At 51.1% G+C, this 12891-nt stretch carries 16 protein-coding genes; 13 read left to right on the forward strand and 3 right to left on the reverse strand.

Annotated features, from left to right (window positions below; genetic code table 11):
• The first annotated feature begins 81 nt into the window (after positions 1 to 81).
• Positions 82 to 762 (forward strand): RluA family pseudouridine synthase, encoded by a 681-nt coding sequence (locus L1278_RS01445; protein WP_253400727.1) that lies wholly within the window; start codon positions 82 to 84, stop codon positions 760 to 762.
• Between the two features lie 166 nt (positions 763 to 928).
• On the opposite strand, the gene L1278_RS01450 is transcribed toward L1278_RS01445, so the two are convergent.
• The gene (locus L1278_RS01450; protein ID WP_253400728.1) at positions 929 to 1087 is read right to left on the reverse strand and encodes a hypothetical protein; all 159 of its coding nucleotides are present in this window, start codon (positions 1085 to 1087) and stop codon (positions 929 to 931) included.
• Positions 1088 to 1101: 14 nt separating this feature from the next.
• Between L1278_RS01450 and L1278_RS01455 the strand changes: the two genes are divergently transcribed.
• The 6 genes from L1278_RS01455 (at position 1102) to L1278_RS01480 (ending at position 5254) form a co-directional block, all read left to right on the forward strand.
• Positions 1102 to 1872, forward strand: coding sequence for an acyl-CoA desaturase (locus L1278_RS01455; protein ID WP_253400729.1), 771 nt, complete (start codon positions 1102 to 1104; stop codon positions 1870 to 1872).
• Positions 1873 to 2159: 287 nt separating this feature from the next.
• Positions 2160 to 2708: a 30S ribosomal protein S16 gene (locus tag L1278_RS01460; RefSeq protein ID WP_253400730.1), complete on the forward strand. Its 549-nt coding sequence runs from the start codon at positions 2160 to 2162 to the stop codon at positions 2706 to 2708.
• A 12-nt stretch (positions 2709 to 2720) separates the two neighbouring features.
• Positions 2721 to 3284, forward strand: a complete 564-nt coding sequence (gene rimM / locus L1278_RS01465; protein ID WP_220627007.1) for a ribosome maturation factor RimM — start codon at positions 2721 to 2723, stop codon at positions 3282 to 3284.
• 11 nt (positions 3285 to 3295) lie between these two features.
• Positions 3296 to 3973, forward strand: coding sequence for a tRNA (guanosine(37)-N1)-methyltransferase TrmD (trmD, locus tag L1278_RS01470; protein ID WP_253400731.1), 678 nt, complete (start codon positions 3296 to 3298; stop codon positions 3971 to 3973).
• Between the two features lie 164 nt (positions 3974 to 4137).
• Positions 4138 to 4491, forward strand: a complete 354-nt coding sequence (gene rplS, locus L1278_RS01475; RefSeq protein ID WP_007657440.1) for a 50S ribosomal protein L19 — start codon at positions 4138 to 4140, stop codon at positions 4489 to 4491.
• A gap of 175 nt (positions 4492 to 4666) precedes the next feature.
• Positions 4667 to 5254 (forward strand): inorganic diphosphatase, encoded by a 588-nt coding sequence (locus L1278_RS01480; RefSeq protein ID WP_253400732.1) that lies wholly within the window; start codon positions 4667 to 4669, stop codon positions 5252 to 5254.
• Positions 5255 to 5330: 76 nt separating this feature from the next.
• On the opposite strand, the gene L1278_RS01485 is transcribed toward L1278_RS01480, so the two are convergent.
• Entirely contained in the window at positions 5331 to 6035 is a 705-nt protein-coding gene (locus L1278_RS01485) for a DNA repair ATPase (protein WP_253400733.1), read from the reverse strand.
• A 220-nt stretch (positions 6036 to 6255) separates the two neighbouring features.
• Between L1278_RS01485 and L1278_RS01490 the strand changes: the two genes are divergently transcribed.
• From L1278_RS01490 to L1278_RS01500, 3 genes are all read left to right on the forward strand, one after another.
• Positions 6256 to 6663: a 6-carboxytetrahydropterin synthase gene (locus L1278_RS01490; RefSeq protein ID WP_253400734.1), complete on the forward strand. Its 408-nt coding sequence runs from the start codon at positions 6256 to 6258 to the stop codon at positions 6661 to 6663.
• Positions 6626 to 7321: a GTP cyclohydrolase I FolE gene (gene folE / locus L1278_RS01495; RefSeq protein ID WP_371927300.1), complete on the forward strand. Its 696-nt coding sequence runs from the start codon at positions 6626 to 6628 to the stop codon at positions 7319 to 7321. The genes L1278_RS01490 and folE overlap by 38 nt, the downstream gene beginning before the upstream one ends.
• A 121-nt stretch (positions 7322 to 7442) precedes the next feature.
• A complete protein-coding gene (locus tag L1278_RS01500) occupies positions 7443 to 8366 on the forward strand; it encodes a TIGR01777 family oxidoreductase (RefSeq protein ID WP_253400735.1) in 924 nt (307 codons plus the stop codon).
• Between the two features lie 109 nt (positions 8367 to 8475).
• On the opposite strand, the gene L1278_RS01505 is transcribed toward L1278_RS01500, so the two are convergent.
• A complete protein-coding gene (locus tag L1278_RS01505) occupies positions 8476 to 10815 on the reverse strand; it encodes a penicillin-binding protein 1A (RefSeq protein ID WP_253400736.1) in 2340 nt (779 codons plus the stop codon).
• 185 nt (positions 10816 to 11000) lie between these two features.
• Here L1278_RS01505 and L1278_RS01510 point away from each other — a divergent pair, with 185 nt between their 5' ends.
• The 3 genes from L1278_RS01510 to L1278_RS01520 are packed head-to-tail and all read left to right on the forward strand — an operon-like array spanning position 11001 to position 12831.
• On the forward strand, positions 11001 to 11513 hold the full coding sequence (locus L1278_RS01510; RefSeq protein ID WP_253400737.1) for a hypothetical protein: 513 nt from the start codon (positions 11001 to 11003) through the stop codon (positions 11511 to 11513).
• Between the two features lie 19 nt (positions 11514 to 11532).
• The gene (locus L1278_RS01515) at positions 11533 to 11994 is read left to right on the forward strand and encodes a YciI family protein (protein ID WP_253400738.1); all 462 of its coding nucleotides are present in this window, start codon (positions 11533 to 11535) and stop codon (positions 11992 to 11994) included.
• A gap of 24 nt (positions 11995 to 12018) precedes the next feature.
• A complete protein-coding gene (locus L1278_RS01520) occupies positions 12019 to 12831 on the forward strand; it encodes a class I SAM-dependent methyltransferase (RefSeq protein WP_253400739.1) in 813 nt (270 codons plus the stop codon).
• The last annotated feature ends 60 nt before the right edge of the window (positions 12832 to 12891 follow it).

Genomic DNA, 12891 nt, shown 5'->3' on the forward strand with positions numbered 1-12891 from the left:
GTACTTCTCACTGCACAAAAGCTACACTCACACTGGGCTCGCCAACATGTTAGGCTTACGCCCCTCCCCTAATCTATACCTATGGCCTTAGATGTTCTTTTTGAGGATAACCATGTGCTGGTGGTGAATAAGCCGGCTGGACTGCTCGTGCACGGCGATGAAACCGGCGATGAATGTCTTGCTGACCTGGCCAAAGCCTACATCAAAGAGAAGTACAACAAGCCGGGCAATGTCTACATCGGGGTTGTACACCGTTTGGACAGACCGGTGAGCGGGGTGGTGCTCCTGGCCAAAACCTCGAAAGCCCTTACCCGCCTCAACGAACTCTTCCGAAGCAAAAAGACTGTAAAAACCTATTGGGCGATCGTGTTCAACCGGCCTGCTATACCTGAGCAGACACTCGTGCACTGGCTCATAAAGGACAGCAGTCGCAACGTGACCAAAGCCTACGCCCGCGAAAGCAAAAGTGGGCTACGCTCCGAGCTGAGCTACCGCCTGGTCGGGCAACATGACAACGTCTACCTGCTGGAAGTGAATCCGGTGACGGGCCGTCCGCACCAGATCCGGGTGCAGCTGGCCTCCATGAACTGCCCCATTGTAGGTGACCTGAGGTATGGCGCCAGTAAACCACTACCCGACAAGAGCATCGCCCTGCATGCCCGCAGCCTACAGTTCGAGCATCCTACCCTGAAGACCATGATTACTGTCACTGCACCTCTGCCTGCTGCTCCGATCTGGTCACCTTTCAGGCCGAAAGAATAGCTTGGTGTAATGCTTCCTGCTGATTGAGAATTAATCCGTAAAAGGTTAACCGATTGGCGAACCACCCATCAGTCCACTTGCTTCGGCGTCACTTTTATCAAATAGGTTATCGCCTTATACCATAACCTGTAGTAATAACCCAACAATTTTCTGAACTCCTCCTTATTTATTGATCATTACCGCTTTCCGCAAACTGACATTTATCATCTTTCTGAACTTTTATACCGGTTTTTATTCTTTCTATAGAATCAGATCGTAATTTTGCGGAGGCTTGGTGGGTGCCTTGAGCAACCACTATACCTGAATCAGAATTAATCACCTCCATATACTTATTGCTTAATGGCCATACTTATTTTCTTCGTTTTGCACTGGTACGTATCGCTGTTCGTGCAAACCTTCTTCCTGCACCGATACGCTGCACACAAGATGTTCACCATGAACCCGATCTGGGAGAAAGCATTTTACCTGCTGACGTACATCGCGCAAGGCTCTTCCTTCTTGTCGCCACGCGCCTATGCTATTTTGCACCGCATGCACCACGCCTTCTCCGACACAGCGCGTGACCCGCATTCGCCACATTACTCCAACAACGCATTTGCGATGATGTGGAAAACCAAGAACATTTACAACGACGTACTCAACCACCGCGTGGAGCCGGAGCGCCGCTTTGATGGCGACTACCCACACTGGCCTGCACTCGAGAAGATCGGGGATTCAAAGGTTTCTCGTATTGGCTGGGGCGTGGCTTATGTGCTGTTTTACATCGCCTTCGCCACGCAGTGGTGGATGTTCCTGCTGCTGCCGCTTCACTTCCTGATGGGTCCGGTGCACGGCGCGATCGTAAACTGGAGCGGACACAAGTATGGTTACCAGAACTTCGACAACAACGACAAGTCGCGCAACTCGCTTTTCTTTGACTTCCTGACAGGCGGTGAACTGTTCCAGAACAACCACCACAAACTACCTAACCGCGTAAACTTTGGTGTGAAGTGGTGGGAAGTGGACCCAACCTGGCCTGTGATCTGGACGCTGGACAAACTAAGCATCATCAAGCTGAAGCCTGTCAAAGTAAAAGCAGCCAGACCACCCAGAGTAAAAATCAACTCTTAATCATACAGAAAGCCCTTCGGAAACGGAGGGCTTTCTGTTTGTAATAAGGTATAGCCCGGCACGAACAAACTGTTAGATACATCACTACTCTACCTAGGCCGGAACCCTTAGTAGGTATAGCGTTTGCACAGCTTATACCTGATGGAGCGCCACTGCCATGCTATACCTGTAAAGGTCTCCCCTAAATCAATCTGTAAAAACCTTGCATTAATCGGCACAAAATCACTACCTTTGCGGTTCTAAAAACTGGCGGACGGGTTTCGCCGACTTACATATTTATATAAACAATGGCTGTTAAAATCAGACTGGCCCGCAGAGGCCGCAAAAAATCTGCTATCTACGACATCGTAGTAGCTGACGCTCGATCACCACGTGATGGTAAGTTTATCGAGAAACTGGGTACTTACAACCCAAACACGAACCCTGCTTCTATCGATTTCAGCGAGGAGAAGGCGTTCCAGTGGTTGATGAACGGTGCTCAGCCAACTGACACAGTGAAGGCGATGCTTTCTTACAGAGGTATTCTGTACAAGAAGCACCTGCAGATCGGTGTTGTGAAAGGCGCTATCACGCAGGAAACTGCTGATGCTCGTTTCGAAGAGTGGAAGAAAGAGAAAGAAGCTAAGATCGAAAGCAAGCGTACTACCCTTGGCTCCGAAAAAGATGCGAAGCGTAAGGCTGCTCTTGATGCTGAAACGAAAGTAAAAGAAGCTCGTGCAGAGGCTATCCGTCAGCGTGAAGCTGCCAAGCTGGCTGCTGATGCTCCTGCTGCTGAAGCTGAAGAAGCTCCTGAGGCACCAGCTGCTGAAGGCGAGTCTACTGAAGAGCAAGCATAAATTACATCGGCCATGAACATTGATGACTGCTTCCTGTTAGGTCACATCGTCAAAACCCATGGCATCAAGGGACAAGTGGTTGCGTTCTTTGACGTGGACTACCCCGAAGATTATGATGATCTGGAATCAGTCTTTCTTGAACAACAAGGAAGGCTGATTCCTTTTTTTATTGACAAAATGGAGCCCGTACAGAAAGGCCGTTTTATTATCACTTTTGAGGATATCAAAACGATAGAGCAAGCCGAAAAGCTCCGCAACGTCAGCCTATACCTGCCACTCGACGAGCTCCCGGAGCTGGAAGAAGGACAGTTCTATTTCCATGAGGTGATCGGCTACCAGGTGGTGGACCAGAACCATGGCCCGCTTGGCACCGTGAAAGACTTTTACGACATGCCGCAGCAGCAGCTGATGGCCATGGAGTACAACGGGCAGGAGATGCTGGTTCCTGTGCTGGATGAAGTATTTGTGAGAGCCGACCACGAAGCCAAAGTGCTTCACGTGAATTTGCCGGAAGGCCTGCTGGAGGTATACACCCAGCCCGGCACCCCTGACGACGCCGACGACCGCGACGAGTAGCCCCCATTATCATGCGATTTGACATCATCAGTTGCCAGCCTGACCTGCTGGACAGTCCTTTTAGCCATTCCATCGTGAAGCGGGCGCAGCAAAAAGGTCTGGTAGACATCCACATACACGACCTTCGGAAGTATGCCATCAACAAGCATGGCCAGATAGACGACTATGCTTTTGGCGGTGGAGCAGGTATGGTGATGATGATCGAACCGATTGACAAGATGCTGTCCGATCTGAAAGCGGAACGGGAATACGACGCTGTCATCTACATGACGCCCGACGGACAGACGCTCAACCAGAAAATAGTAAACCAGTTCTCGCTTCTCCGCAATGTGATCATCCTGTGCGGCCATTACAAAGGCGTGGATGAGCGCGTGCGACAGCATTACGTAACCCACGAGATCAGCATAGGTGACTATGTACTGTCTGGCGGCGAGTTGGGAGCGGCTGTATTGGCCGATGCCATCATCCGCATAATACCGGGTGTGCTCAACGATGAGTCCTCTGCCCTGACGGATTCTTTTCAGGATGGGCTGCTGGCACCACCGGTTTATACCCGACCAGCAGACTATAAAGGTATGACAGTGCCTGACATCTTGCTTTCCGGAGACGGGCCAAAGATAGAGCAGTGGCGTTTTGAGCAGGCGGTGGAGCGCACCAGACAACGCCGACCGGATTTACTGAACGAGTAGCAAAGCAGCAGTCATAACATTGCAAAAAGCGTTTCTTTTGCGCTTTTCAGGTATAAGTTTCAAAAACTTACATTTTTTTTCTGCAAAGATTCTTATGTAATAAATAATTGCATATCTTTGCAGTCCGAATTTTGAAGAAGATATTTAGCTTTAACAACATAGCCATGAGCGAATTACTTAAATTTATCGAGCAGGAATCTACAGACAAGCGCGCCTCTTTCCCTACTTTCCAGTCTGGTGATACCATCAACATCCACGTGAAAATCCGTGAGGGTAACAAAGAGCGTATCCAGCAGTTCCAGGGCGTTGTTATTCAGCGCAAGAACGTTAACACAAACGGTGAGACTTTCACTGTAAGAAAAGTGTCTAACCAGATCGGTCTGGAGCGTATTTTCCCACTGCTTTCTCCATCTATCGAGAAGATCGAGCTTGTAAGAAAAGGCCGTGTTAGAAGAGCTAGACTTTACTACCTGAGAGGGCTGCAAGGTAAGGCTGCTCGTATCAAGGAAAGAAGATAATTGAAGAACCTGTTTTCATAAGTTTTCCATAGTTTTAGTAAAAAGGGAGCCGTTTGATAGCAAACGGCTCCCTTTTTTTATACCTGCTTTGTCAGTCAGGCTATACCTGCTATGGCCAGGCTTGCTAAATTTGTGCAGCTATACCTTCTCTCCACCTTTTGCCTCCTCTTCACCCATGATAACACTACAGCGCTATACCTTCCTGTTACTATTACTGGTCCTGCTGGCTTCCTGTCAGACAGACTACACTGCCCTACCAACCTACAATGGCAAGAAACAGTTACAGGCCGTTATCGAAGTGCCGGCCGGTAGCTCCACAAAACACCACTATAACCAACAGACCAAGACATTTGAAGCAGAGCAGCAGGCCGGCCAGGATCGCATTATCCCTTTCCTGCCCTACCCTGCCAACTTCGGCTTTATACCTTCCACAGAAACCAACGCGCAGAAAAAACCCTTGGAAGTGGTCGTGCTGACTGGGAGCGTCGCTACGGGTACGGTGATGGAAGTAATTCCGGTGGGTGTGCTGCAACTGGAAACAGCCGGCGAGCTGGACCACAAGATCATAGCGGTACCAGCCAGGCCGAGCGAGCGTTCCATCAACGCTGCTGACTACAACAGCTTCACGGCGGACTACCCTGCTGCTAAAGCCATCCTGCAGCAATGGTTTGTGCACCACAACCCAACCGCCAAAAGCAAGTTTGTAGGCTGGCGCAACGAGCAGTTCGCCGAACAGGAAATACAGCGCTGGATGAAACTCTAACGTATCGCCCTTAAAACAGAAAAGCCTCCAAATCCGGAGGCTTTTCTGTTTACACAGGTATAGGTATAGCAATACCTTATTTGATGTCACGCAATTTGGTTCTCACTTCATCCACAGCTTTCTCCATGGCCTGCACCTGCTGGCGGCTGGCCTCCTGCTGCTTCACGTTCAGCTCCACATTCTGCTCCAGTTGGCGCAGCTCGTCGGCATTGTGCACCAGTTCGGCTTCCAGTTCCTGCTTGCGCTTCTTGTTCCGCTCAATGCTCAGTTGCAGGTCGTTGGCCTGCTTCACAACACGGTCCTGCTCTTTCTTGGTGCTGCGCAGCACCGCTTCGGCCTCGTTGATCTGTAGCAGCACGTCTTCCTGGTACAGCTTTTTGCCGAAGCTTTCCATAAACTGCTCTGCAGCGGCGTATACCTCAGGATTCGTTTCTTTATCAAGATGCGATGTGCCCATGTCCAGCGACCACCATACGTAGCTGCCCTTGGTATGGGTGCCCACTGTAGAGATGATGCGTACAGGCTCTTTGCTGATGTTTTTCAGCTTTGCCTCCTCCACGGTATAAACGCCCTTGGAGTGCTTCACCTTGCCCGCTTCCTGCGACAAATGGTCTTTCCAGATTTTCTCTACAAACTTAGGGTCCAGTTGTACGTTCAGTAGCTGGCCACTGCGCTTTATGCCGCTCACCACCTGTTCGTTTTCCTCTACACGCATCACCTGCGCACTCGCCATACCCGATACCAGCAACATGGCCGCTACCAACAATCCTTTTACTCGCATACTCTACTTAGAAATAATGATTTGACAGGAACAATCGTATACCTACGAAAATAGTTAATCCATAGCAGATTTCAGATATAAGATCCCGGATTAATTTAGGGACTGTTCTGTTTGGGTTTAGGGGCTGCGAAGCTTACCTTTGTAGGTTTACAGCCCGGCTAGCCCAATGTGAGTTTTTCACGTACGCGAACAATAACACAGCCCACCTGTTTAAACCGCAATGAAAATAACGATCTGCAGAAAAGAGCACTTTAATGCCGCCCACCGCCTGCACAATCCGGCCTGGAGCGACGAGCAGAACGCAGAGGTTTTCGGGCTGTGCAACAACCCCAACTACCACGGGCACAACTACGAGCTCATCGTGAAGCTGACGGGCGCTGTGGACGAGGACACCGGCTATGTGTACGACATGAAAAAACTTAGCGAGTTGGTAAAAGAAGAGGTAATCGACAGGTTTGACCACAAAAACCTCAACCTCGACACCGAGGAGTTCAGACAACTGAACCCCACCGCCGAGCACATTGCCATGGTGATCTGGGAGCGATTGCGGGAAAAAATAAGCCGGGAGTATGAACTGGTAGTAACGCTTTATGAAACTGAAAGAAACTTTGTTGAATATAATGGATAACCAGGACCTGGGCCCCGACGCGGAGGAACTAGACGACCACATAATGGGCTCTCTGGAAACGCCGCTGCGCCCTGACGCATTTGACCTTTCTGACGCTGAGAAAATCGTGATCATTGAAAGGCACTTCCGTGAAATCATGCATACCATGGGCCTCGACCTCACAGACGATAGCCTGAAAGGAACGCCGCTACGTGTTGCTAAAATGTATGTGCAGGAAATCTTCAGTGGCCTGCATCCGGAGAACAAGCCGGTTCTCCGCCGATTTGAGAACAAGTATAAGTACAAGCAGATGCTCGTGGAGCGCGATATCACCGTGTACTCCTCCTGCGAGCACCACTTCGTGCCCATAATTGGCAAAGCCCATGTGGCCTATATGCCCAATGAGCATGTGATCGGCCTTTCCAAACTGAACCGGATTGTGCAGTACTACGCCCGCCGTCCGCAGGTACAGGAGCGCATGACCATGCAGATTGCCAACGAGCTGAAACAGGCGTTGCAGACCGAGAACGTGGCCGTGCTGATCGAGGCGGATCACCTTTGTGTGATGAGCCGTGGCGTAAACGATGTGAGCAGCAGCACCATCACGGCGGAGTACTCCGGCCTTTTTGAGCAGGACCAGTACCGCAACGAATTCCTGAACCACATCCGCAAGAAATAAGCCCCGCTTTTAGAGCGAACCTTTGCGCTGCCAGCCGGTTTCAATCGTTGAAAGCAACTTTCAGTTAGTCCTTACCCGTATAGATATATTTCTATATAATTTATAACAACGATTAGTACTTATGGCTGAGAAAATACTCATATCAGGTGGTTCAGGACTAATCGGGTTACGTCTTTCGGAGATGCTGATCGATCAGGGTTATGAGGTGGCGCACCTGTCCCGGAATCCCGACAAATTCTCTCACTATAAGACTTTCCGCTGGAATATAGAGAAATCTACTATTGACGAGAATGCCATCACGCACGCTGACTACCTCATTCACCTGGCGGGGGCCGGACTGGCTGATGAGAAATGGACAAAAGAACGCAAGCAGGAGATTCTGCGCAGCCGGGTAGATAGCACGCAACTGCTACTCAACGGTCTCCGCCAGCAAAATCACCACGTCAAAGGCTTCATTTCGGCTTCGGCTATCGGTATTTACGGTAACTCAGGTGACCAGCTGATGTCGGAGGAGAGCAGCTACGGCGATGACTTTATGGCCGAAGTGTGCAAAGCCTGGGAGGCAGCTGTCTGGCAAATCAAAGACCTGGGTATACGCACCGTAATCCTGCGCACAGGTATAGCGCTGAGCGAAAAAGGTGGCGCGCTGCCGCAGATGGCCCGGCCGATCAAAATGATGGCAGGCGCTCCACTTGGCAGCGGCAAACAGTACATGTCCTGGATCCACATCGACGACCTGTGCCGCCTTTACATCCGGGCCATTGAAGACACGCAGTTTGCTGGTGTATACAATGCCGTGGCCCCTCACCCTGTCACCAACCAGGAGTTTACCGAAGCTTTGGCCGAAGCCATGAACAAACCGCTGGTATTGCCTAAAGTACCATCTTTTGCCCTTAACCTGATGCTCGGTGAGATGAGTGATGTGGTGCTAAGCGGCCAGCGCGTGAGCGCCAATAAGGTGATGCAGACCGGTTTTACTTTCGAGTACAATTACCTGGATGAGGCACTGGAATCTTTCTACAGCAAGAGCAAAGACAAAAGCTGATTCCCTATACCTGTCTGACAGGTGTTCACAGGTATAGCATATACTTTAAAACAGCAGCGCCGGCTATAAGTATAGTCGGCGCTGCTGTTTTCTATGGGTTAGGTATAGCCTAAAACATGTCTATCAATTCAGGAATCTCAAAATTCAAGTCGAGGAAAAGGGAGTCGGGCTCAGCTTTTGGCAGCACGGTGGTGCAGTTGTACTTCTTGCTGATCTTAACGGTTGGCTTAGGGAAGCGGCCCATGGTATAGCCCAGGTCTTTGTCTTGGTAGATTCGCTCCATGAAAAGGCCGTATACCGGCAGTGCCGTCTTGGAGCCTTCGCCCAGGCTGGAGGTACGGAAGTGGATGCTGCGGTCCTCGCCGCCTACCCACACACCGGTTACCAGATCTTTAGTTACGCCCATAAACCAGCCGTCGGAGTGATTGGAGGTGGTTCCGGTTTTACCACCGATCTCGTTGCCCTTCCAGAGGTCGTATTCCCAAAGTGCCTGTGAGGTGCCGCCCGGTTCTTCTATACCTCCCTTGAGCATGTGCATCATCAGGAAAGCCGTTTCTTCACTTAATACCTTCTTCTGTTCCGGCACAAACTGCTCGATCAGGTTGCCGTCACGGTCTTCGATGCGGGTGATGAAACGAGGCGCGGTATGAAAACCGTGGTTAGGGAATGTACCGTAGGCTCCCACCATTTCGTAAACCGACACATCGCTCGGTCCCAAGCCAATAGACGGCACCTTGTCCAGCGGACTGCTAATACCTAGCTTGTGTGCGTAGTCAACCACTGTTTCCCAGCCAACCAGTTCAGTGAGTTGAGCCGTAATAGAGTTTACTGACTTACCCATACCACGGCGAAGCGTCATAGGCGCACCGGTATACTGCCAGTCGGCGTTGTTCGGTGACCAGCTTTTCTTCTCCCCTTTTTCTACATAATTGATGGTGATGCGTGTGTCCACAATCTTGTCACAGGGTGAATAGCCGTTGTCGATGGCCGCCACGTACACGAATGGTTTGAAAGTAGAGCCCGGCTGGCGACGCGCCTGCTTCACGTGGTCGAACTTGAAGTACTTGTAGTTGATACCGCCCACCCAGGCTTTGATCTCGCCGGAAAAGGGGTCCATGGTCATCATACCGCCGTGCAGGAAGCGCTTGTAATAGCGCAGTGAGTCCAATGGCGACATGGTCATTTTTTTCTCGCGTTCCGGGTTATCCCAGGTAAACACCATCATGTCGCGTGGCGTGTTCAGTTCTTTGTTGATCGCAGCTGTGTTGTCGCCATGCTTCTTTTTGAGGCGCTTGTAGTAGTCCGTGCGCTTGATGGTTTCTTCTATGAAGCCCGGAATTTCATTGTTCTTCTCGTCAACCCAGGGATTTTTGCCCTTCCAGTGGTTGTCGAAGCGGCGCTGCAGCGTACGCATCTGCTGCTCCATGGCCGCCTCGGCATGCGCCTGTACGCGCGAATCGATGGTGGTGTATACCTTGAGGCCGTCGCGGTAAAGGTCGTAGCCGTTCTGTTTGCACCATTCCTTCATAAAGTCAACCACAGCTCCCCGGAAGTAAGTCGCAGGTCCGTCGTAATGGTTTTCTACTTTGTAGTCCAGCACCAGCGGCACTTGGCTCAGCGAGTCGGCTTGCGCCTGGGTGAGATAGTCATACTTGGCCATCTGTTCCAGCACCGTGTTGCGACGGCGGGTGGAATTCTCGGGGTTGAAGCGGGGACTGTAGTAAGTCGGCGCTTTGAGCAAACCCACCAGCACAGCGGCCTGCTCGGGCTTGAGGCTGTCAGGTGAAGTGTTGAAAAAGGTTTTGGAGGCTACCTGTATACCAAACGAGTTACTGCCGAAGTCCACGGTGTTGAGGTACATCGCCAGGATCTCTTCCTTGGTATAGCGCTGTTCGAGCTTGATGGCGGTAAGCCACTCTTTGGTTTTGGAGATGACAATGTTCAGACCAGGTATGTGACCCAGCACTCCCTTTGCGTCGTCGGTGCGGGTCTTGTACAGGTTTTTGGCCAGCTGCTGCGTGATGGTACTGCCACCACGGCTTTCGCCGCGCAGGTTGTCGTATACGGCTCCGAAAATAGCCGTCGGATCTATACCTGCATGTTCGTAAAAACGGATATCCTCGGTGGCAATCAACGCATTGATAAGCGTCGGCGACATCTCTTTATAGCCCACCGGACTGCGGTTTTCACGGAAGTATTTTCCGATCAACTGCCCATCGGCGGTATAAAGTTCCGAAGCCTGGTCGCTACGCGGGTTTTCCAGCCTGTCCAGACTTGGGGAGGAGCCGAAGAGGTAAAAGAAGTTATACTCCACACTCACCAGGTAGCCAACCACCACCATCAGTCCCAACAGAAACAGCTTCCAGGTATAGCCAATGATGTGTCCGTAAACGGACTTTCTCCTTTTAACCGGTTGCTTTACTTGTTCTTTTTCTTGCTCTTGCAGCATGTTATTTCATCAGGGCAAACTGCCTGTATTTTTACGGATCGCTTCTCTCTAATCTACTGCAAATATACCTTTTGTGTACAAATACTTTCTCAGAAACGGATAAAACTTAGCAAGCGATATGCAGAAGCTGTTATAACTTTGGCAGGCCCTGCCTATCTTTGCCGCACAGCATTACCCACACAACCATGCAAGAGCAATTACAGGCAGCGTTCGACAAGATCAAGGGGCTGCCACTGACCAAAACCACCCGCAGCGAACTGGTACAGTACTTCCACTTCGGCAAAACTAGCTATACCACGCCGCAAGGATTGATTCTGGACGTTGGCCTCTATACCCTGGCCGTGAACTGCCCCTGGACCTTCGAGCTGGCCAACGGCGAGACCATCAAGCACAGCGAGGTCTTCATGCGCAAGCGCGAGCCCGGTCTCCCTTCTCTCAAATTCGACTGGAAAGTACCCGGTGCCAACCTCCGCGACCAGCGTCTGCAGGGTCTGGTGATCAGCAGTCAGGCGCTGGCTGTGGAAAGCGCAGAAATAAAAGACGCTTACGGTATAGCCCTGACTTTTGTGAACGGCGACCGCCTGACCTTAGCGCCTGACCTGGGTAAGCCACAGGAAGAATACTGGCAGCTGTTCAGCAATTCTGGCGATAACTTCAGCATTGGGGCTGGTGCTGCAGGAATCGTGGAAAGTAACTGAGTTTGCATACCTTTACCCCATGAAAAAACTGCTACAAACCACAGGTATAGCCCTGGCACTCAGCATTTGCTGCACGTTTGGTGCCCAGGCGCAATCCAAAGCAAAGCCTGCTACCAAAAAGGCTCCGGCTGCTACAGCGCAGGAAGCTACTAAAAAGTCTGGTGAGATGGATATGAGTCAGATGAAGACTTATTATATGGCGCTGCTCAAAAAAGGTCCTTACCAGCCCACCGACACAGCCGAGGTAAACAACATCCAGCGTGGGCACATGGCGCATATCCGGAAGATGGCTGCTGATGGCAAACTGGTGATGGCCGGTCCGTTTCTGGACAATGGCGAGTTGCGTGGCATCTTCATTTTTGACGTGGCCACGTTGGAGGAGGCGAAGGCCCTGACCGAGGCAGACCCAGCCGTAAAAGCGGGTAAACTGATCATGGAGCTGCACCCCTGGATGAGCCAGCGCGGCACAAAGCTGCCGTAGTAACTTTTATAGGCAGAGGGCAGTATGCGAACAAAACAATCGCTGCTGCCCTTGAACTTCCGTCTGCACCTATTCGAGCTAGAAGACCAGCCCTGGTTTCCGCACATTTTCCGACAGGGCATGCTCGATTTCCTGCGTTTCATGATCTCGAAGCTCGGAGCTTACGGCCCTGCTATACCTCTGCTGGAGGATCTGCTCCGTCGCAGCGGCCAAACGCACTTCACTGACCTTTGCTCCGGCGCCGGCGGCGGCATAGCAGGTATACGCGAAGCACTGAGCCAACGCATGGGAGTGCCTGTGCATGTTACCTTATCTGACCTATACCCTAACATCGGTGCTTACGAATTCCTGCAAGCCGAGTCCGGTGGTCTGATCGATTTCATTGCATCTCCAATGGATGTCACCAATGTACCGCCGCAGGTAAACGGCGTACGCACCATCTTTTCTTCTTTTCACCACTTTAAACCAGAGCAGGCGGTTGCCATTTTGCAGAATACCGCCGATCAGCGGGCGCCCATTGGCATTTTTGAAGGGGGTGGTAAGACCTGGGCCGAACTGATCATTTTCCTACTTACCTTCCCGATCATCATTCTGCTGGTAACACCTTTTATCAGGCCTTTTATACTCAGCCGACTCCTGTTCACGTACCTTATACCAATCATCCCGCTCGGTATCATGTGGGATGGCCTGGTCTCGCTGTTCAGGCTTTACAACCCACGGATGCTCGATGAGTTGCTGGTGCACGTCCATACGCCGCCCGGCTATACCTGGCGCAGCGGCATTGTCGGTAGCGGACCGGGGCAGCAGGTTATTTATTTACTCGGCTATCCGGATTAATAAAATTGTTGATTGCTGTATTGGGAGGTTTCAACATTAAAAAAGAGTAAAGAATGACCT

The organism is Pontibacter sp. HSC-36F09, assembly GCF_024171605.1.
GTDB lineage: Bacteria > Bacteroidota > Bacteroidia > Cytophagales > Hymenobacteraceae > Pontibacter.